The following is a 19,422-nucleotide window of genomic DNA, read 5'->3' on the forward strand; positions in this document are numbered from 1 at the left end:
GGCCTCCGGTCGTACCCGGCATGAGCGCGCACGACTTCCGCGTGCTCTACGAGCGACTGCGGCGCAGTGTGCCCCGGTCGGCCCCGGACGGTCGGCCCGGCGCCCTGCGCCATGCGACGCCCGAGCGTGTGCTGGCAGCCGTCGGGGAAGTCCGCCTCGGACGTACGGTGTCGCTGGCCGCTCCGATCGAGACCGTACCGGGCCCCGACGACCCCGAGCCGGCCAGGCACCGGATGACCGGACCCGCCCCGGGTGAACTCGGCGCGGACGGGCTGCGCTTCGCCACCGACCGCTTCGCCATGAACGTGCACGGGGACGCGGACAGCCATCTCGACGCCCTGTGCCACGTGGTGTTCGACGGGGAGTTGTACGGAGGGGTGTCGGCGAGCAGTGTGACGCCCGAGGGGGCCCGCGCGCTCTCCGTGGGCCTGGCGGCCGACGGCATCGTCGGTCGGGGCGTGCTGCTGGACATCCCCCGGCTGCGTGGCGTGCGCTGGCTGGAACCGGGCGACAGTGTGACCTCGGACGATCTGACGGCGGCCGAGGCCGCGCAGGGGGTTCGCGTCGGCCCGGGCGACCTGCTGTTCGTCCGAGTGGGGCACCGCCTCCGCCGTACGGAACTGGGAGCGTGGAACGCGGCGGAGGCTCGGACCGGCCTCCACCCGGCCGCCGTGGAGTTCCTGGCCGAGCGGAAGGTGGCGGTCCTGGGTGGGGACGGCAACAACGACACCGCACCCAGCGCCGTGGAGGACCTCGCCTTCCCGGTACATGTCCTCGCCGTCCACGCCCTCGGCATCCATCTGATGGACTACCTGCAGTTCGAGGACCTGGTTCCGGTCTGCGCGCTGGCAGGACGCTGGAGCTTCCTGTGTGTGGTGGCCCCCCTACGGCTGCCCGGAGCCACTGGCTCGCCGGTCAACCCGATCGCGGTGCTGTGAGCCGGGTACGGCCAGTGCCCTCGGGTCGCCGTTCGCCGGGAGGGCGGCTACGTTCGTCGAGGTGGGGAACGCAGGGTCTCCGCCGTCCGGGTGGGGACAAAGGGTCTGCGTGGCGCGGAGCGACAGGCCCTGGCGCCAGGGCAGGACCATGAGCGCAAGGACGGTGGTCGCCGTGGGCGACGCTCCCCACTATGACGTCATCATCATCGGTACGGGCGCCGGCGGCGGCACTCTCGCCCATCGGCTCGCCCCGTCCGGCAAGCGGGTACTGCTCGTCGAACGCGGCGACTACCTGCCGCGTGAGCGGGACAACTGGGACTCGACGGCCGTGTTCGTCAAGGGCAAGTACCGGGCCCCGGAGTTCTGGCTGGACAAGAACGGCGACGAGTTCCCGCCCGAGGTCAACTACTACGTCGGCGGAAACACGAAGTTCTACGGCGCCGCCCTGTTCCGGCTGCGGCCCGAGGACTTCGGCGAGCTCCGCCATCACGGCGGCCTCTCTCCCGCCTGGCCGATCCGGTACGAGGATCTGGAGCCGTACTACACGCAGGCCGAGCACCTGTACCTCGTGCACGGACGGCACGGCGAGGATCCCGGCGAGGGTCCGGTGAGCGCCCAGTACGCCCATCCACCCGTGGAGCACGAGCCGCGCATCCAGCAGTTGAGCGACGACCTCGAGAAGCGTGGTCTGCACCCCTTCCACCTGCCGATCGGCGTCAATCTCAGCCAGGAGAAGGGCGGGCGGGCCACCCACTCCAGTGTCTGCATCCGATGCAACCGGGTGGACGGCTTTCCGTGTCTGGTACGCGGCAAGTCCGACGCCGAGGTGATCTGCGTGGAGCCGGCTCTGCGGCATCCCAACGTCGAGATGGTCACGAACACGCAGGTGGTCCGCTTGGAGACCGATGCGCGTGGACGCAGTGTCAGCGCGGTCGTCGGCCGGCTGCCGGACGGCTCGGAGGTCCGGTACACGGCGGATGTGGTGGTCGTGTCCTGTGGGGCGGTCAACTCCGCGGCGCTGCTGCTGGCCTCGGCGAACGAGCACCATCCCAACGGGCTGGCGAACAGCTCCGACGTGGTCGGGCGCTTCTACATGCGGCACAACAACCTGGCGCTGATGGCGGTGTCGAAGGAACCCAACGACACCCAGTTCCAGAAGACCCTGGCCCTGCACGACTGGTACCTCCGTGCGGACGACTGGGACTTCCCGCTGGGCGGCATCCAGATGCTGGGCAAGTCGGACGCCGAGCAGATCCACGGCGAGGCCCCGCGGTGGGCCGGCGCGGTCGCACCGGACATGCCGTTCGAGGTGCTGGCGCATCACGCCGTCGACTTCTGGTTGTGCGGTGAGGACCTGCCGCTTGCCGACAACCGGGTCACCCTCGACGGCGACGGCCGCATCCACCTCGCTCTCGACGAGAAGAACAACGTCGAAGGCCTGAAGCGGCTGAGGCACAAGCTTCAGGGAATGCTCGGCCACTTGGGCATGCACGAGCACCACCTGCTGTCCCACAGCATCTATCTGCACAAGGGCATGCCGATCGGTGCGACCGCGCACCAGGCGGGCACCGTGCGCTTCGGCACCGACCCCGCCACCTCCGCCCTGGACGTCGACTGCAAGGCCCACGAGCTCGACAACCTTTACGTCGTCGACACGAGCTTCTTCCCGAGCATCGGCGCGGTCAACCCGTCCTTGACGGCCATCGCCAATGCCCTGCGGGTCGGCGACCACCTCCTGGAGCGGCTGGGCTGAGACCGGCGCCCGCTGGACCGATCGGACGAAGATGTTCGGCCCAACGGCTCAACGGCCGTTCTCTCTGCATGCCGACCACCTCGGCCGGTGATTGCGTGACCTCCGTGCCCGCCCCGGCAACAGCCCGCGGGACACTGCCACGCAGCGAGGAGGCAGGGCGTCATGGGTTCCACCATGGAGGAAGCACCGCAGAGCGTGATCCCCACACATCTGCTGCGAGGCCAGAAGGCACTGGTCACCGGAGCCAATTCGGGCATCGGCAAGGCCACGGCCATCGGCCTGGGGCGAGCCGGCGCCGACGTGGTCGTGAACTACGTGGCGGGCCGTGAGGCTGCCGAGGAAGTGGTCGAGGAGATCACCTCCTTCGGGGTGCGCGCGGCGGCCTACGAGGCGGACGTGTCCCAGGAGGACCAGGTCACGGCCATGATGGACCGGATGGTCAAGGAGTTCGGGACCATCGACGTCCTGGTCGCCAACGCGGGACTGCAGCGGGACGCCCGACTCACCGACATGACCCTCGCCCAGTGGCAGAAGGTCATCGACGTCAATCTCACCGGTCAGTTCCTGTGCGCCCGGGAAGCGGTCAAGGAATTCCGGCGCCGCGGCGTGGTCCCCGAGGTGTCCCGCTCGGCCGGGAAGATCATCTGTATGAGTTCGGTGCACCAGATCATCCCTTGGTCGGGCCACGTCAACTACGCGTCCTCCAAGGGCGGTGTGCAGATGATGATGCAGACCCTGGCCCAGGAGCTCGCACCGGAGAAGATCCGGGTGAACGCGGTCGCCCCTGGGGCGATCAAGACGCCGATCAACCGCGACGCCTGGGAGACACCCGAGGCCCGGGAGGACCTCCTGAGGCTCATCCCGTACGACCGGATCGGGGACCCCGAGGACATCGCCCACGCCGTGGTCGCACTCGCCTCCGACCTCATGGACTACGTGGTGGGAACCACCCTGTACGTCGACGGCGGGATGACCCTCTTCCCGGGCTTCGCCACCGGCGGCTGATCCGCTCCCGGACGGTCACGAACAGCGAAGGCGTGTATGTCCACCTCGTTTCATCTGCTGACGGATGCCCCGGCCCAACTCCTGCCCGCCCGGGAACTCATGGCCTTCACCCTGGCGTCCCACATCATCCTGGTTCCCCTGGGCGTGGCCTTCCCCTTCATCACCCTGGTCATGCACTACCGGGGGCTGCGCCGCAAGGACGCCACGGCGCTGCTCCTGGCGCGGCGCTGGTCGGCCGTCATGGCGGTGCAGTTCGCGCTCGGTATCGTCACCGGCACGGTGCTCTCCTTCGAGTTCGGCCTGCTCTGGCCGGGGCTCATGGGCAGGTGGGGTGATGTCTTCGGCATCGGATTCGGTGTCGAGGCCTGGGCGTTCTTCCTGGAGGCCGTCCTCATCGCCATCTATCTGTACGGATGGCGGCGGCTGAAGCCCCGTACGCACTTCCTGCTCGGGCTGCCCCTCCCGGCCACCGCGCTCCTCGGGGCGTTCGGCATCCTGGCGGCCAACTCCTGGATGAACACACCGCAGGGCTTCTCTCTGGACTCCGAGGGCAACCCGGTCGACGTGAACGTCTGGAAAGCGATCTTCACACCGATGTTCGGACCGCAGTACTGGCACTTCGTCGTGGCGATGGTGCTCACCGCGGGCTTCATGGTGTCCGGGGTCTACGCCATGGGCTGGCTGCGCGGCCGCCGGGACCACTACCACCGGCTCGGTTTCGCCGTTCCCTTCACCATCGCGGCCGTGGCCGCTCCGGTGCAGTTCGTCCTGGGCGACTCCATCGCCCGGTCGGTGTTCCACAAGCAGCCGGTGAAGTTCGCCGCGCTGGAGATCGTCTGGGAGACCGACACCCGCGTACCGGAGTACCTCTTCGGACGCCTGCACGAGGACGGGACCGTCTCGGGCGGCATCAAGATCCCGCTGCTCGACTCCGTCCTGGCCGGGTTCAGTCCGAACACCAAGGTGGTGGGACTGACCTCCGTCCCGGCGGACCAGCGCCCCACGGCCACTCAGGCGACCATCGCCCACTGGGCCTTCGACCTCATGGTCGTGATCGGCTCCGTACTGGTGCTGCTCGCCCTCTGGTACGGACTGGTCTGGCTGCGGCACCGCCGGCTTCCCGCGTCGAAGTGGTTCTACCGCTCGGCGGCCTGCGCGGGCGTCGCCTCCGTCGTGGCCGTCGAGTGCGGTTGGATCGCCACCGAGGTGGGACGCCAGCCCTGGATCGTCTACCAGAACATGCGGGTCGCCGAGGCCGTGACCTCGACCCGCTCCACCACCCTGTGGATCATGCTGGGCGTGGTGATGGCGGTGTACGTGTTCCTCTTCGGCTCGTTCCTCGTCATCCTGCTCAAGATGCGCACGCGCTGGCGGCTCGCCGACGAGCAACGGGCCGCGGGAGGTGCGGTCCACGCGCCGGAGGCGGACACCCCCTACGGGCCACGGGAGACCGTCCCCGCGGGCGACACCCCCGCCGGCGGCGGAGCCGCCCGGGCCGAGGACGGCCGCCCATGACCGCCGACCTCATCGCCGTGGTACTCCTCCTCGCCGTGGCCGCGTACGCCTGCGGGGGCGGCACGGACTACGGGGCCGGCTTCTGGGATCTGACCGCCGGGGGCGCGGAACGCGGAAAGCGGCCCCGATGGCTCATCGACCACGCCATGGCCCCCGTGTGGGAGGTCAACAACGTCTGGCTGATCTTCGTCCTCATCATCATGTGGACCGGCTTCCCCACCCTGTTCCAGACCGTGTTCTCCGCGATGTGGCTCCCGCTGGCACTGGCCGCCGTGGGCCTGGTCCTGCGCGGCGCCGGCTTCGCGTTCCGCAAGCCCTCCCGGCGGCTCGTCGGCCGACGGCTGTACGGTGCCATGTTCGCCGTGGCCTCGGTCGTCACGCCGTTCTTCCTCGGTGCCGCCGTCGGCGGAGTCGCTTCGGGGAGGGCGGCGCCCGGTACCGAGGCCTCGGTGGACGCCTGGGCCAACCCCACCTCTCTGATGTTCGGGCTGGTCGCCATCGCGACCACGGCCTTCCTCGGCGCGGTGTTCCTCACGGCGGACGCCCGTCGGTTCGACGCGCCCGATCTGGTCGGCTACTTCCGGCTGCGGGCGCTGAGTGCTCTCGCCGTGCTCACCGTCCTGGCCGTGATCACCGGGTTCGTCACCCATGAGGACTCCCCACACGTGTGGCGCGGACTCACGCACGGCCTGGGGCTGCTCTTCGTCGTCGTGGCCGGGGTGGCCGCGCTCATGACGGCCTGGCTGCTCCTGCGGACGCCGAGCGCCTGGGTGCGCGTCACGGCGGTGGGGGTCGTCGCCTCCGCCGTCATCTCCTGGGGCATGGCCCAGCGCCCCTACCTGATCCCCACGTCGCTGACGGTGGCCGACGCCGCGGGCGCACCCGCCACGCTGACGTGGCTGGCGGTCGTCACCCTGGTGGCCCTGGTGCTCGTCATGCCGGCCGTCGCCCTCCTCTACTGGCTGGACACCCACGGTGAGCTGGAGGAGCTCACCGAGGCCGAGCTGCGCAGAGGGAGCGGCGCGGACGGTGAGGGTGCGCCTCCCGGCGGCTGACCGCCCGGCCCGCTCGACATCCCCCTCGCGCCCGGACTCCGACGAAGGAAGCCGCTGTGACCGACGACGAGATCCTTCTCGGACTCGCCCTGACGGTGGTGCTCGCCACCGGCTCGCAGATCCTGGCGAGCAAGCTGCGCCTCCCGGCCCTGATCATCCTGCTTCCGGTCGGGTTCGCCGCCGGCGCGATCACGGATGTCATCCATCCGGACAAGTTGCTGGGGCCTGCCTTCTCCGCCCTGGTGTCGCTGTCCGTCTCGGTGATCCTCTACGACGCAGGTCTGGGGCTCGACCTGCGCAAGCTCAAGGGCCACACCCGGGGCATCGTGGGACGACTCCTGGTGTACGGCGTGCTGCTGACGTTCCTGGTCACGGCAGCGGTGTCACCTGCGATGTTCGACATGCCCCTCCGGGTGGCATCGATGCTCGGCGTGATCCTCGTCGTCTCGGGCCCCACCGTCGTGGGTCCGCTGCTCGACTTCGTGCGGCCGACGGACAAGGTGCGGCGCATCCTGATCTGGGAGGGGACGCTGACCGACCCGATCGGCGGCATCCTCGGTGCGCTCGCCTTCCACGCCATCGCCACGACGCACAAGGTCGACATCGGCCGGGGTTACCAACTGGGCCAGTTCGCGATCAGCCTGGCCGTCGGGCTGGTCGGCGGGGCCGTGGGAACAGCACTGCTCTGGTTCACCCTGCGGACACTCCGGCTCGGCGAGACCCTCGGCACGCTCGCCCAACTCGCCGCCGTGATCGCCGTGTCGGCGGGCTGCGACATCGTGCGGGACGACACGGGTCTCATCGCCGCGATCGTCGTGGGACTGGCCGTCGCCAACATCCGCGGCTTCGACATGCCCGCTCGGCGTCCCTTCTTCGAGACCCTGGTCCAGCTGATCATCGGGCTGCTGTTCGTCTCCATCTCCTCCACCGTCACCCCGGCGTCCTTGGTGCCGGTGCTTCTTCCCGCGCTCGCCCTCATCGCGATCCTCGTCCTGGTGGTGCGGCCGGTGGTGGCTTACGCCGCGACGGCGCGCTCGGGTCTCGCCCGAGGGGAGCGGGCGTTCATCGGCTGGATGGACCCCCGCGGCATCGTCGCGGCGGCCACGGCATCGACCTTCTCCGCCAGCCTGGTCGACAAGGGGGTGAGCGGGGCAGCGAGGATCCTTCCCGTCACGTTTCTGGTGATCGTGGGAACGGTTCTGCTCTACTCGCTGACGGCGGCGCCCATGGCCAGACGGCTGGGCGTCGTCAAACCTGCGGGCAAACGCATCCTCCTGGTGGGCGGGGAGCCGTGGGTGGTCGACCTGGGACGAGCTCTGCGCGCCGCGGGACTGGACGTGCTGATGTGGGCGGGACTCGACGAGGAGCGGGAACGGATCAAGGAGACGGGGATCGACCTGGCCAAGGGTGATCTGCTGGCCACGGCCATCAACCCCGGGGCGCGGCTGGAGGGAGTGACGGCCGTGTTCCTGGCCACCGACGACGACGACTTCAACGCGCTCGCCTCGGTCGTGATGCAGGACAACGTCGAGGGGCCCGTCTACCGGGTCGGACCACCGCACGACAGCCATGGAGTGGTCGCTCCGTACACCGGCGGCGACATCCTCTTCGGCCCTTCCCTCGTCCGTCACGTCCTGGCAGAGCGATACGAGCGGGGCGCCCGGTTCGTGGTACAGCCCGCCTCCGCCCCGTTGCCGCCGGAGCACGAGACTCTCTTCGTGGTGCGGGCCGACCAACGGCTGGACCCGGTCACCGAGAGGCAGGAGGCCGTCCCCCAGGAGGGTGACACCGTCGTTCTCCTGGGTTCCGCCCCGGCCACCGCCGGACAGTGAACCCCGGACGTCGCTGCGACTACCTCCCGCTCCTGGGCGGCCCGTTGAGCTTCGAGTCCAGGGTGATCGCCGCGTCGATCAGGGCCAAGTGCGTGAAGGCCTGGGGGAAGTTGCCCAGCTGCCGTCCCGTCAGGCCGATCTCTTCGGAGAACAGGCCCAGGTGGTTGGCGTAGGTGAGCATCTTCTCCAGCACCAGTCTGGCCATGTCAATGCGTCCGGCCCGCGCCAGGGCGTCGACGTACATGAACGTACAGAGGGAGAACGTTCCCTCGGAGCCGCGCAGTCCGTCGGGTGACGCCTCGGGGTTGTAGCGGTAGACCAGGCTGTCGCTGACCAGCTCACGATCCATCGCGTCCAACGTCGACTTCCACATCGGATCGTCCGGCGTGATGAACCCGACCGTCGGCATGCGCAGCAACGCCGAGTCGAGCACGTCGTCGCCGTAATGCTGCACGAAAGCCTGCTTCTTCGGGTCCCATCCCCGGCTGAGCACCTGCGCGTAGATCTCGTCACGCGCGTCCACCCAGCGGCCACCGGCCGCGGGGCGGCCGTCGTCCTGGGCGATCCGCAGGGCGCGGTCGAAGGCGACCCAGGACATCACGCGGCCGTACGTGAAGTCCTTCCGGCCGCCCCGGGTCTCCCACAGCCCTTCCCCGGGCTGGTCCCAGTGGTCGACCAGCCAGTCGAGAAGTGTGTGCAGTGCGGTCCAGCCCCTGTTGTCGAGATGGAGGCCGTGCTGGTGCGCGAAGTAGATGCTGTCCAGCGCCTCACCGTAGATGTCCAGTTGCAGCTGGCTCGCCGCCCCGTTGCCGATGCGGACCGGCGCGGAGCCGCAGTACCCCTCCCAATGCTCCAGAGTCTCCTCGACCAGGTCGGAGGAGCCGTCGACGCGATACATGATGTTCAGTGGCCCGGTGCCGTTTCCTTGTCCGGCTTCTTCCTTCACCCGGTCGTGCAGCCATCTGATGAACGCAGCCGTCTCTTCCTTGAAACCCAGGCCCAGCAAGGCGTACACCGAGAACGACGCGTCACGGATCCAGGTGAACCGATAGTCCCAGTTGCGCTCTCCACCCAGTTGCTCGGGCAGGCCCGCCGTGGGCGCGGCCACCAGGGCACCGGTCGGCGCGTAGGTCATGAGTTTCAGAGTCACCGCCGAGCGTTCCACCGCCTCCCGCCAACGGCCCGAGTAGGTGGACTGGCCCAGCCACGAGCGCCAGAACCGGACCGTCTCGTGGAAGAGCCGCTCGAACTCGGACACCCGGACCTCGTGCGGCGGCCCGCCGGGGGACGACTCCAGGACGATGCCTCGCTGCTGCCCCGCCTGCAGGGTCAGACTGAAACGGAGGTCCTTGTCGCCGGAGAGGATGGTCAGCAGCCGGTCGTCCTGCGGCTCACGGACGGCGTGGACCGCGAGATCCATGTCCTCCGAGGTGAACAGGGCACCGTGCTCGGAGATGTGGAGCTCGTGCGGCTTACGGCCGTAGTCGAAGCGTGGAGCGATCTCCCCTTCGAACGTCATACTGCCGCGGACACAGCGCAGCATGCGGACCAGACGGTGCCGGTCCGTCGCCGTCGTGCCGGTCACCGGCATGAAGTCGACCACCTCGCCCGCCCCGGCCTCGGTCATGAAGCGCGTCACCAGAACGGCGGTGTCCGGGTGGTAGAGCTGCTTGGTGGTGTATGTGTCCGCGGCCGGCCTGACGGTGAAGTGGCCGCCCTTCCGCCGGTCGAGCAGAGCGCCGAAGACGCTGGGCGAATCGAAGCGCGGACAGCAGAACCAGTCGATCGTCGCATCGGTGGTCACGAGGGCCGCGGTCTGCAGATCACCGATGAGGCCGTGGTTCTCGATAAGGGGGTAGTCGTCCATCTTGAGCCCCTTTCGGCCCCGGTAGACAACGATCGGGCACCGTTGAGCGGCGGCCGAAGCGATCCAGGCGCCATTCGGCCAGCTTAGGCCGACGGTGTCGTCCCGTCCTGGCGAGCGGGTCGCACCGAGCGTCAACGGGAGCTCTGCCGCTGCGCCGCTCCGAGAACGGCTCTACCGTGAGGTGACAGGGCTCCCGCTGAGGGAGCCCGCGGTCTCGTGTGCCTCATGCGCACCGCACTCCTCCGGGTGAAGGGGCGTGACGTGGGTGTCCTGACGTCCTGGGCGGCCAGGTTCAGGCTGCGGCAATACGTCAAGGCGAGCCTGTGGATCGTGCCGATGTTCGGTCTCGTCCTCGGCGTCCTTCTCGCCGAGCTCGCGCTCACCGCCGACAGCGCGGACTGGCCGCCGAGCGGCTGGCACTACTCCGCGACGACGGCGAGCGGCGTGCTCTCCGCCATCGTGGGGGCGATGGTGGCGTTGCTCGGATTCGTCGTCACCATCGGCGTACTCGTCGTGCAGCAGGCGACGGGAACGCTCTCCCCTCGCTATATGCGCCTGTGGTACCGGGACCGGCTGCAGAAAGCGGTGCTTGCGACCTTCACCGGGACGTTCGCGTTCGCGTTCTCCCTACTGCGCAGCGTCGAAACCGACTCCGTCCCCGACCTCGGGGTCACCCTGGCCGGCGTGGCGGTGGCCGTCAGCCTCGTGCTCCTGCTCATCTACCTCAACAGGTTCACGCACAGTCTCAGACCGGTGGCCATCGCCGAACTGGTCACCCGCATGGGAGAGGCCGTCTTCACGAGGGGGGCCGTGGCGATCCGGGGCGCGGCGCCACGCGAAGACGGAACCAAGTCGTCCGACGGTCCGGTGATGCGCCTGAATACCGGACGCGGTGGTGCCATCCAGGCGTTCAACGTGGCCGGGCTGGTCGCGGAGGCGGCGCGTCACGACTGCGTCTTCGTCGTGACCCGGCTGATCGGCGACTTCGTACCGCCCGGCACCGTCCTCATCGAGGTCCACGGGGGCAGATCGCAGCCGGACCCGGAGCGGGTGACCTCCCTCGTCGCTCTCGGGGCCGAGCGCACCATCGAGCAGGATCCTGCCTTCGCCCTGCGGGTCCTCGTCGACATCGCCATCAGGGCCCTCTCCCCCGCGGTGAACGACCCTACGACCGCGGTACAGGTGCTCAACTACATCGAGTCGTTCCTGCACAGGGTCGGCAGCGCGAACCTCCCCGGTCGTTACGTGCTGGCCGATCGCGACGGGCACGCCCGGCTCGTGCTGCCGGGGCGGGACTGGGAGAACTACCTTCAGCTCGCCGTCTGCGAGATCCGCGATTACGGAGAGTCGTCCGTGCAGATCTGCCGACGGCTCCACGCCTTGCTCGAGGGCCTGCTCGACACCCTGCCGCCGCCGCGGCACGCCGCTGTGCGAGCGGAGATCAGCCTGCTGCAGGAGTCGATCGATCGGGAGTTCACCGACCCGGCCCGCCGGGCCATCGCGCAACGGCCCGACCGCCAGGGCATCGGCGGGCAGTATGCCTCGTAGGAGGTCCGGGCCAGTCATGGACCCGCCGTGATTCGATGCCAACCCTGCGTTCGGCGTCGAGTTCGCAATCTCACCCTTCACTACGGCGTGGGTGGTGGGGGCCCGATCGCGTCAGGTCGCTAGCGACGCGGCCGTCTCCGCAGCCGAAGTCGCTCCGTCGGAGGGTACGGCGGTTGCCGGAACGCTCATGGCCTCTCCAACGGCGTGCGCAACGCGCTGCGCCCCTCGGCCCAGGCCGCGCCGACGTGTTCGGCGAGGCGGTCCTCGAGGTGGACGGTGGCAGCGCAGCCGAAGGCGATGTCGGCCTCCAGCGACGGCTCGTCGGCGAGCAGCCCGCCGACGACCTCATGGCGGACGACCTGCTCGTGCACGGCGTCGGCCTCGACGTGCTCGTCGTAGAAGTGCGCGGCGGCCGGTCCTGCCCCGCAGCGCCGCATCGCCTTGGCGAGCCGCCTGGAGCCGGGTGACGAGGTCACCTCGACGCAGGCGAAGTGGCCGACGAGGGCACCCCGGTGGGACCGGTGGAGCCCGAAGAGGGACATCAGGTTGACGGTGGCGAGCAGCGGCGCAGGAGCATGGTCCAGGTAGTGGCCGTACGCGGGGTCGAGGCCGAGGTCCTCCATGAGGTGCGCGAAGAGCTGGGCGTGGATCCGGTCGGCGCGACCGGCGCCGAACTCGTCGTACTCGATGGCCACCATCGCGGCCTTCGCCCGGCCTCGCAGTCTGGGAATCACCCAGGCGTGCGGGTCGGCCTCCTTGAGGTGATAGAGCGAGCGCAGAGCCGCGTACTCACGCAACTGCCAGAACTCGCCCGCCCGTTCAAGTTGATGGGTGAGGCTCCCGGTGGTGTCCAGCGGTTCGACCAAGAGCGGGGCGAAGGCCTCCGTGACCGATCGCGGTGCGTCGGACAGCTCGGTGGCGAGGGCGTAGAGGAAGCGGGCTTCCATGGCCTGACGCAGCCGCAGGAGTTCCGGGTCCCATTCGCGAGCGTCGTCCACACCGTCGAAACCACGGTAGTGGAGCTCGTAGAGGAGGTAGAGGGCGAGCTGGAGGTCCTCACCCCAGGGGTCCGCGGTCAGTACGGAGCCGGGGCTGTACTCCGGGACGCCCTTCGACCGCAGGGCCGTGGTGACGGTGGCGGACAGCTCGCCGCGCGGTTCGGCCAGGCGGGGCCCGGCGGTGGTGGCCGGGGCGCTCGTGTCGGAGGGCGTCATCGGGGGTCCCTGTCCTCGGAGGTCGGGGTGGCGCGCTCGCGGGGGCGATGACTGGTGTCGCACCACGGGTACGTACGGCTGCGGCGGCATGTGCAGACGGCGACCATGAAGCGGTCGGACCGGGCGACCGTTCCGTCGTCGAGGACGATCTCGACGGGACCCTCCACCAGGACAGGGCCCTTCGGGTCCACGGCCACCCGGCGGGGCGGAGCTTCCGTGCGGGCCGGGCCTGCGGTGTTCCGGGGGTCAGCGGGCACGGATGACCACCAGCTCTTCGCGCTCCTCGGCCTGGGCTGCCAGGCCCGCGTGTTCCAGCCAGGCCCGGCGCGAGCGCAGGACGGGTCCCCAGGGCACCGAGGCTCTCGTCGTGACCTCCGCGGCCATTCCCGCCTCGCGCAGCCGGTCGACGGTCTCCTGGGCCCCGCACAGCCCGGAGTGGACCAAGAGCAGGACCCCGCCGGGACGCAGCAGTGCCGGTGCGCTCGCGCAGATCCGGTCGATGACACCGCGCCCGTCGGGTCCGGCGTCCCAGGCACGTTCGGGTCCCCGCGAGGGCGGCCCGGCGCCCGGTGCCGGGACGTAGGGCGGGTTCGAGAGGATGAGGTCGAAGCGGCGGCCCGCGGCGCGTGCCGCGAAGTCGCCGTGCACGACGCGCAGGGGCAGTCGCCGGCGCAGAGCGTTCAGCCGCGCCGTGACGACGGCGGGCCACGAGACGTCGACCGCCGTGACCCGCGCCCGTCTCCGCGCGGCGTGGAGGGCGAGCGCGCCGGTTCCCGTACCGATCTCCAGCACGTCCGTCCCCGGGCCGATTTCCTCGTGGGCGAGTGCCTGGGCGAGCAGACGAGTGTCCGCCTGCGGCTGGTAGACACCGGGCAGGACGATCAGCCCGGCAGGCAGCGTGCCCAGAGTCAGAGCTGTACCGGGCACGACGTACCTCCATGATCGACGGGACGGGCCGACAGACGCCGACCGCTCCCTGCGACTGCCCCCTCCGGGGTGACTCATCCACGATTCGGTGATCTGTCGAGCTGTCGACCTGTCGCCGGAGCCGGACACGCGGAGTGATGCCGGTCGAGCCCGCCGCCTTGTCGGCTGTTAGGCGGTACGGGCGTATTCAGCGTGCCGCGGGCAGCCCCGGGGGCGAGGGTTACGGCGGGGCCGCTCCGGCTCCGCCGACCTGTGCGGCAGAGATCTCGCGGGCACGGAGTCCGCCAGGAGGAGACGTCAGGCATGGTGCAGAAGAAGGCGAAGAAGACCGCGGCCGGCAGGGTCACGAAGGCCAGGACCACGCCGAAGAAGCAGGCCACGCCGGAACGACCGCCCGGGCGCCCTTCGCCCCGGCCACCCGCCGAGGCGGAGCCGACCCGGCCCCGGGAGCCCCTGCCGCCCAAGCCGGACCAGAGCGGCCCGGACACCGTGAGCCCCACGGGGCAGCCCACCGGCGCGCCCCAGGCCGCCGTGGCCCAAGGAGGCGCCTATCTCACGACCGCGCAAGGATCCCGGCTCCCCGACAGCGACCACTCCCTGAAGGCCGGCGCTCGGGGACCGGTGCTGCTGCAGGACCACCACCTGCGGGAGAAGATCACCCACTTCGATCACGAACGCATCCCCGAACGCGTCGTGCACGCACGCGGGGCCGCCGCCCACGGGGTCTTCCAGGGGTACGGCACCGCGGCGAAGATCACCAAGGCTGCATTCCTGGCGAAGGGCGTCGAGACGCCTGTGTTCGTCAGGTTCTCCACCGTCCTCGGATCACGGGGTTCGGCGGACACGGTGCGTGACACGCGTGGGTTCGCGACGAAGTTCTACACCGGGGAGGGCACCTTCGACCTGGTGGGCAACAACATCCCGGTCTTCTTCATCCAGGACGCCATCAAGTTCCCCGACATCATCCACGCCGGGAAACCGCACCCCGACCGGGAGATCCCCCAGGCGCAGAGCGCGCACGACACCTTCTGGGACTTCGTGTCCCTGCACACCGAAGCCACCCACCACACCCTCTGGAACATGTCGGACCGGGCTCTTCCCCGCTCCTTCCGGATGATGGAGGGCTTCGGTGTCCACACCTTCCGCCTGGTCGACGCCAAGGGCGCCACGACCTTGGCGAAGTTCCACTGGAAGCCCAGACTGGGCGTCCACTCCCTGGTCTGGGAGGAGGCGCAGATCACCAACGGCATGGACCCCGACTTCCACCGCAGGGATCTGGCCGACGCGATCGAGGCGGGAGCCTTTCCCCAGTGGGAGCTGGGCATCCAGACCTTCCCCGACACCCCGGACCAGACCTTCGAGGGCATCGACCTCCTCGACCCCACCAAGATCGTCCCGGAGGAGCTCGCGCCGGTACAGCCCATCGGGCTCATGACGTTGAACGCCAACCCGGTCAACTACTTCGCCGAGACCGAGCAGGTCGCCTTCCACCCCGGCCATCTCGTTCCCGGAATCGACATCACCGACGACCCGCTCCTCGCGGGGCGGCTGTTCTCCTACCTCGACACCCAGATCAGCCGGCTCGGCGGCCCGAACTTCGCCCAGATCCCCATCAATCGCCCGCACTCCCCCGTCAACGACATGCTCCGCGACGGCATGCATCAGACCGCCGTGCACGCGGGGATCGCCCCCTACCGGCCCAACAGCCTCGACGGCGGCTGCCCCTTCCTCGCCGGTGTCGACTCGGCCGCCTTCATCGAAGCGCCCGTCGGGCTGCCCGCCGCACAGAAGGTCCGTGAGGCTCCCGCGTCGTTCGCCGACCACTTCAGCCAGCCCCGGCTCTTCTGGCTGAGCATGACGCCGGTCGAGCGCGAACACATCGTCGCCGCCTACACCTTCGAACTGAGCAAGTGCCACGAACAGACCGTCAAGGAACGCGCCGTGGCCGTCCTCGCCAACATCGACCCTCAGCTGTGCGAGGAGGTCGCCACCGGTCTCGGACTCCCCGCACCGGCCCCCACGGAGCCCCTCACCCGCCCCGACCCGAGCCCGGCGCTGTCGCAGCTCGGCCGCACCTGGCCCGTGGACGGACGGGTCATCGGCATCGTCGCCCACCCGGCGGCGGACCTGAGAAGCGTCCGTACCGTACGGGACGCCGTCCTGAGGGGAGGCATGGTTCCCCTCGTCATCGCCCCTACGGGCGGCGTACTCGGGCGCGCGAAGAACCCGGTCACCGTGCAGCGCACGTTCGCCGCGGCCCGTTCCGTCGAGTTCGACGCCCTCCTGCTCGCCGGAACGCCCGAGGCCGCCGCCGACGCGCACGGCGCCCGCGATGCCAAGGCCGGTACGGCGGAGCGCGGGGGGCCGGACCCCCGCGTCCTGCTGCTGGTCTCGGAGGCGTACCGCCACGGCAAGGCGATCGGCGGATGGGGCGACGCGTCCCTGACCCTCGAGGCCGCCGGCATCGGAGCGGACGAACCGGGCATCGTGCTGGGCGGCACCGCCGGCGCGGTCCTCAAGCAGATCGCGAAGTCCCTGGCCGGCCACCGCACCTGGGACCGGTTCCCCACCACGCTCTGACGGGTGAGGGGCGGACTCGTGACAGGGGTGTGGGGCCCGAACTCGTCGAGTTCGGGCCCCTCTTCACACGAAGTGTCAGACCAGCGGGCCTCCGAAGGGGCCTCCCAGTCCGTAGTACGTGCCCAGCTCGTGGCGGTAGTCGGGGTCCTCGAGGTGCTTGTCCCGGTGGAACTCGGGAGCGTCCTTGATCTGCTCCTTGGTCCGGTCGACGAAGATCCTCCGTTCGTCCACGTCGATCCGAACCACGGTGCCGGCCGGAAGGAGGACCTCCTTGCCGAAGATCCACACCCCCGTGTCCACAACCAGATAGGCGTCACCGACCTCGTCGGAGTGCTTGTCCACCTTCCCGATGCTGCCGTCGATCGCCTCGACCTTGTAGCCGGTCAATTCGGTACCGGCCAGATGGCCCGCGGTCGACTTGTAGCTCCACACGTGCTCAGTCACGCGAAAACAACTCCTCCGGTAGGCAAGGACAGCCGACAGTGGCGGCCGCCCTCCTCTTCCGTGTGCCTTTCGCAGCGGGGTACGTTCCCCGCCTGAACTCCGCCTGCCCCGACCCCGGCAACCCATTCACACGATCTCGTGGCAGCGGGAGAAGTGACCGTCGCGCACAGGACCGTCGCGCCACGGCGGCGAGCAGCTCGCTCGGCGTGTGACTGCACGCGTCCCGGCACTCACAGGTCGAGGTCGAGGAGGGCGTTCTCCACGACCTCGGTGAGCGCGGGATGGATCCAGTACGGAGACGTGGCGAGGGTCGCGGCGTCGATGCCGAGGGTCGCGGCCAGGACGAGGGGCTGGATGAGGGTAGAGGCTTGCGGGCCCATCAGATGGGCGCCGAGGAGCCGCCCGGTACCGGCCTCGGCGAGTACCTTGCAGAAGCCGGTGGTGTCCTCCATGGCCCACCCGTAGGCGACATCGCCGTAACCGGCCTCGCCCACCCGGTAGTTGAGCCCTTTGGCGCGGCAGTCCTGCTCCGTGGCGCCGACGGAGGCGACCTGCGGGCGAGTGAAGACCGCCGCCGGCACCAGGCTGTGGTCGGCGGCGATCAGGTCGTCCGGGTGGCGGAGGTTGTGCGCGACGACCTTCGCCTCGCGGTTGGCCACGTGCTTGAGGGGCACCGCCGAGCAGATGTCACCGAGCGCGAAGACACCGTCCGCGGTGGTGCGCTGGTGTTCGTCCACGATCACGCGGCCGTCGCCGTGGGTGGCGATGCCCGCCGCTTCCAGGTTCAGCCGGTCGCTGTTCGGGACGCGGCCCACCGCGACGAGCAGCGTGTCCGCCTCGACCGTGGATCCGTCGTCCAGGGTCAGGCGCAGCGCGCCGGGGCGACCGCCGACCGTCGTGACCTCCTGGCCGAGCCTGAGGTCGTATCGAGAACGGACCAGCGTGGTGAACCGCTCCGCGACCGTCTCGTCCTGCGGGCCGAGCAGGTGATCCTCCTTCTCGACGATGGTGACGGAGCTTCCCGCCGCGGCGAACACCTCGGCGAGTTCCGCGGCGATGTACCCGCCTCCCAGGATCGCGAGGCGCCGGGGCGGAGCGTCGATCCGCATGACGGTGTCGGACGTCTCGTACGGCAGGTTCGCATCCACGACGGGTCCGGGCACGAGCGGACGACCGCCCGCCGCGACGACGATCTGCCCGGCGCTGACGTCCAGAGTTCCGCTCACCCGTTCGATCCGGAGCGTCCTGGGGCCCGTGAACAACGCCCTGCCCTCGTACACGGTGACTGAGTCGTCTTCCATTCTGCCGCTGCGACCCCGATCCCGTTCAGCGTCCAGCCGCCCGAAGATCCGGTCGCGCGCGCCCCGCCAGCGCACCCCTTGCAGGGCGGCGTCCACGTCGAATGCCCCCGCTTCCCTGACGCTCCGTGCGACGTGTGCGGTGTGGGCGAGCATCTTGCTCGGGATGCATCCGGCGTTCAGGCAGGTTCCGCCGAACCAGCGCTCCTCGACGACAGCCACATCGAGATCGGCCAACGAACCGTCGACGACGGCGTTTCCGGATCCGGCACCGATGACGACAAGATCGTGGTGGCGCATCGATCCAGCCTATGAGGGCGTTCGCCGATGAGGCGCGGCGGCACGCCCACGACTCCGCACTCGCGGCGGGGGTCCGGTTGTGTCGGTGTGATGGCGGCCGGGAGCACCCCACCTCCCGCAAGGGGGTCGTCCTCACATGGGGGCACCCGAACCTTCCGGCCGCAGGCGTGCCTTTCATGCCCCTCTCGCAGAGAGAAGGCGTGAAATCCTTGTCCGGGGTTACGAGCGGGGGTACGGCGCCGCTCAGTCAGCGGCGCGATGTCCCCCGACGGAACTGGTGACGATGTCTGAATCGAGCCGGCACGAGACCACCCAGCCGCCCCCTACACCTCCGGTGCGGGAGTGGCACACCAACGCCCGTCAGGTTCAAGGAGGGATCGGTCTGCCCGTCGAGGCCGCGTTCCACTACGACCCCGACGACCCCTGGGCGGTACGCGTCACCTTCCGGCTTCCGCCGGGCAGGGTCGTCGACTGGACCTTCTCCCGAGAGCTGCTGCGCTCCGGGACCCGAGTCCTGAGCGGCGAAGGCGACGTCCGGCTGTGGCCGCTGCGCTGCGGTGGCAGGGAAGGACGCGTCCGCATGCGGCTGGGCCCGGCACGGGCGTTCGCCGTGGTCGACGTCGACCGCGCGGGCCTGCGGAGCTGGCTGGGCGAGACGTACGTTGCCGTGCCCGAAGGAGGGGAGGCCGCTCGGATCGGCTGGGCGGCCGAGACCTCTCGGCTCTTCGCGCGGCCGTAGAGCCGGAATCCCGTGCGACGGACCGACGAATTCATGCGACAGGAGGAAATGATGCTGGACAGCTGGCGTGCACGTGCGGCCTGCCAGGATGTCGACCCCGACCTCTTCTTCCCGGTGGGGACAGGCGCACCGGCGCTGATCCAGGCCGAGGAGGCCAAGGAGATCTGCCGGCGCTGCCCCGTACGCGAGGAATGCCTGCGCTGGGCCATGGACGACTCCCGCCAGGTGACGGGCGTGTGGGGCGGCCTGCGCGAGGACGAGCGGCAGTCGCTGAAGCGAAGGTCGCGCCGCCGGGCGAACAACTCGAAGTGAGCGCTTGCACGAACCACGGGGGCATCCCGTGACGGGCATGGCGGCCGAGCAGGTCGGCCGAGTGCAGGGCGCGTCCTGACCCACGTTCCTACGGG

General features: G+C 69.8%; 16 protein-coding genes. 10 read left to right on the forward strand and 6 right to left on the reverse strand.

Annotated elements, in window-relative coordinates; genetic code table 11:
• Positions 1-20 precede the first annotated feature (20 nt).
• The 6 genes from ACZ561_RS10385 to ACZ561_RS10410 all read left to right on the forward strand — a co-directional run bounded on the left by ACZ561_RS10385 (position 21) and on the right by ACZ561_RS10410 (position 8,098).
• A complete protein-coding gene (locus ACZ561_RS10385; RefSeq protein WP_470992008.1) occupies positions 21-938 on the forward strand; it encodes a cyclase family protein in 918 nt (305 codons plus the stop codon).
• Between the two features lie 148 nt (positions 939-1,086).
• Entirely contained in the window at positions 1,087-2,691 is a 1,605-nt protein-coding gene (locus ACZ561_RS10390; RefSeq protein ID WP_470992011.1) for a GMC oxidoreductase, read from the forward strand.
• A gap of 162 nt (positions 2,692-2,853) precedes the next feature.
• On the forward strand, positions 2,854-3,696 hold the full coding sequence (locus ACZ561_RS10395; RefSeq protein WP_470992014.1) for an SDR family oxidoreductase: 843 nt from the start codon (positions 2,854-2,856) through the stop codon (positions 3,694-3,696).
• 36 nt (positions 3,697-3,732) lie between these two features.
• Positions 3,733-5,211 (forward strand): cytochrome ubiquinol oxidase subunit I, encoded by a 1,479-nt coding sequence (locus ACZ561_RS10400; RefSeq protein ID WP_470992016.1) that lies wholly within the window; start codon positions 3,733-3,735, stop codon positions 5,209-5,211.
• Positions 5,208-6,266 carry a cytochrome d ubiquinol oxidase subunit II gene (locus ACZ561_RS10405; protein ID WP_470992018.1) on the forward strand — a complete coding sequence of 353 codons (1,059 nt, stop codon included), beginning with the start codon at positions 5,208-5,210 and terminating at the stop codon, positions 6,264-6,266. Before ACZ561_RS10400 ends, ACZ561_RS10405 begins: the two co-directional genes overlap by 4 nt.
• A gap of 56 nt (positions 6,267-6,322) precedes the next feature.
• Positions 6,323-8,098, forward strand: coding sequence for a cation:proton antiporter (locus ACZ561_RS10410; protein WP_470992020.1), 1,776 nt, complete (start codon positions 6,323-6,325; stop codon positions 8,096-8,098).
• 19 nt (positions 8,099-8,117) lie between these two features.
• Here ACZ561_RS10410 and ACZ561_RS10415 read toward each other — a convergent pair whose 3' ends face one another.
• Positions 8,118-9,965 carry a glycoside hydrolase family 15 protein gene (locus ACZ561_RS10415; protein ID WP_470992023.1) on the reverse strand — a complete coding sequence of 616 codons (1,848 nt, stop codon included), beginning with the start codon at positions 9,963-9,965 and terminating at the stop codon, positions 8,118-8,120.
• Between the two features lie 225 nt (positions 9,966-10,190).
• Here ACZ561_RS10415 and ACZ561_RS10420 point away from each other — a divergent pair, with 225 nt between their 5' ends.
• On the forward strand, positions 10,191-11,513 hold the full coding sequence (locus tag ACZ561_RS10420; RefSeq protein ID WP_470992026.1) for a DUF2254 domain-containing protein: 1,323 nt from the start codon (positions 10,191-10,193) through the stop codon (positions 11,511-11,513).
• Between the two features lie 185 nt (positions 11,514-11,698).
• On the opposite strand, the gene ACZ561_RS10425 is transcribed toward ACZ561_RS10420, so the two are convergent.
• The 3 genes from ACZ561_RS10425 to ACZ561_RS10435 are packed head-to-tail and all read right to left on the reverse strand — an operon-like array spanning position 11,699 to position 13,654.
• Positions 11,699-12,727 carry an iron-containing redox enzyme family protein gene (locus ACZ561_RS10425; protein ID WP_470992029.1) on the reverse strand — a complete coding sequence of 343 codons (1,029 nt, stop codon included), beginning with the start codon at positions 12,725-12,727 and terminating at the stop codon, positions 11,699-11,701.
• The gene (locus ACZ561_RS10430; protein ID WP_470992031.1) at positions 12,724-12,984 is read right to left on the reverse strand and encodes a CDGSH iron-sulfur domain-containing protein; all 261 of its coding nucleotides are present in this window, start codon (positions 12,982-12,984) and stop codon (positions 12,724-12,726) included. Before ACZ561_RS10430 ends, ACZ561_RS10425 begins: the two co-directional genes overlap by 4 nt.
• A complete protein-coding gene (locus ACZ561_RS10435) occupies positions 12,974-13,654 on the reverse strand; it encodes a HemK2/MTQ2 family protein methyltransferase (RefSeq protein WP_470992034.1) in 681 nt (226 codons plus the stop codon). The genes ACZ561_RS10430 and ACZ561_RS10435 overlap by 11 nt, the downstream gene beginning before the upstream one ends.
• A gap of 303 nt (positions 13,655-13,957) precedes the next feature.
• On the opposite strand from ACZ561_RS10435, the gene ACZ561_RS10440 reads away from it, so the two are divergent.
• The gene (locus ACZ561_RS10440) at positions 13,958-16,234 is read left to right on the forward strand and encodes a catalase (RefSeq protein WP_470992037.1); all 2,277 of its coding nucleotides are present in this window, start codon (positions 13,958-13,960) and stop codon (positions 16,232-16,234) included.
• A gap of 75 nt (positions 16,235-16,309) precedes the next feature.
• Here ACZ561_RS10440 and ACZ561_RS10445 read toward each other — a convergent pair whose 3' ends face one another.
• Together ACZ561_RS10445 and ACZ561_RS10450 are read right to left on the reverse strand one after the other, a co-directional pair.
• Positions 16,310-16,678, reverse strand: a complete 369-nt coding sequence (locus tag ACZ561_RS10445; protein WP_470992040.1) for a PRC-barrel domain-containing protein — start codon at positions 16,676-16,678, stop codon at positions 16,310-16,312.
• A gap of 230 nt (positions 16,679-16,908) precedes the next feature.
• Positions 16,909-18,276 (reverse strand): mycothione reductase, encoded by a 1,368-nt coding sequence (locus ACZ561_RS10450; RefSeq protein ID WP_470992043.1) that lies wholly within the window; start codon positions 18,274-18,276, stop codon positions 16,909-16,911.
• 283 nt (positions 18,277-18,559) lie between these two features.
• Here ACZ561_RS10450 and ACZ561_RS10455 point away from each other — a divergent pair, with 283 nt between their 5' ends.
• Entirely contained in the window at positions 18,560-19,015 is a 456-nt protein-coding gene (locus ACZ561_RS10455) for an SsgA family sporulation/cell division regulator (protein WP_470992046.1), read from the forward strand.
• A 54-nt stretch (positions 19,016-19,069) separates the two neighbouring features.
• Complete coding sequence (locus tag ACZ561_RS10460) at positions 19,070-19,327, forward strand: WhiB family transcriptional regulator (RefSeq protein WP_470992969.1); 258 nt, start codon at positions 19,070-19,072, stop codon at positions 19,325-19,327.
• The last annotated feature ends 95 nt before the right edge of the window (positions 19,328-19,422 follow it).

It is taken from the genome of Streptomyces sp. NPDC039609, from assembly GCF_055596705.1.

What these genes read in the sequence shown, in the direction of transcription:
- ACZ561_RS10385 (WP_470992008.1), top strand. Translation starts at nt 21, where the DNA reads ATGAGCGCGCACGACTTCCGCGTGCTCTACGAGCGACTGCGGCGCAGT.
- ACZ561_RS10390 (WP_470992011.1), top strand. Translation starts at nt 1,087, where the DNA reads ATGAGCGCAAGGACGGTGGTCGCCGTGGGCGACGCTCCCCACTATGAC.
- ACZ561_RS10395 (WP_470992014.1), top strand. Translation starts at nt 2,854, where the DNA reads ATGGGTTCCACCATGGAGGAAGCACCGCAGAGCGTGATCCCCACACAT.
- ACZ561_RS10400 (WP_470992016.1), top strand. Translation starts at nt 3,733, where the DNA reads ATGTCCACCTCGTTTCATCTGCTGACGGATGCCCCGGCCCAACTCCTG.
- ACZ561_RS10405 (WP_470992018.1), top strand. Translation starts at nt 5,208, where the DNA reads ATGACCGCCGACCTCATCGCCGTGGTACTCCTCCTCGCCGTGGCCGCG.
- ACZ561_RS10415 (WP_470992023.1), bottom strand. Translation starts at nt 9,965, where the DNA reads ATGGACGACTACCCCCTTATCGAGAACCACGGCCTCATCGGTGATCTG.
- ACZ561_RS10420 (WP_470992026.1), top strand. Translation starts at nt 10,191, where the DNA reads ATGCGCACCGCACTCCTCCGGGTGAAGGGGCGTGACGTGGGTGTCCTG.
- ACZ561_RS10425 (WP_470992029.1), bottom strand. Translation starts at nt 12,727, where the DNA reads ATGACGCCCTCCGACACGAGCGCCCCGGCCACCACCGCCGGGCCCCGC.
- ACZ561_RS10440 (WP_470992037.1), top strand. Translation starts at nt 13,958, where the DNA reads ATGGTGCAGAAGAAGGCGAAGAAGACCGCGGCCGGCAGGGTCACGAAG.
- ACZ561_RS10450 (WP_470992043.1), bottom strand. Translation starts at nt 18,276, where the DNA reads ATGCGCCACCACGATCTTGTCGTCATCGGTGCCGGATCCGGAAACGCC.
- ACZ561_RS10455 (WP_470992046.1), top strand. Translation starts at nt 18,560, where the DNA reads ATGTCTGAATCGAGCCGGCACGAGACCACCCAGCCGCCCCCTACACCT.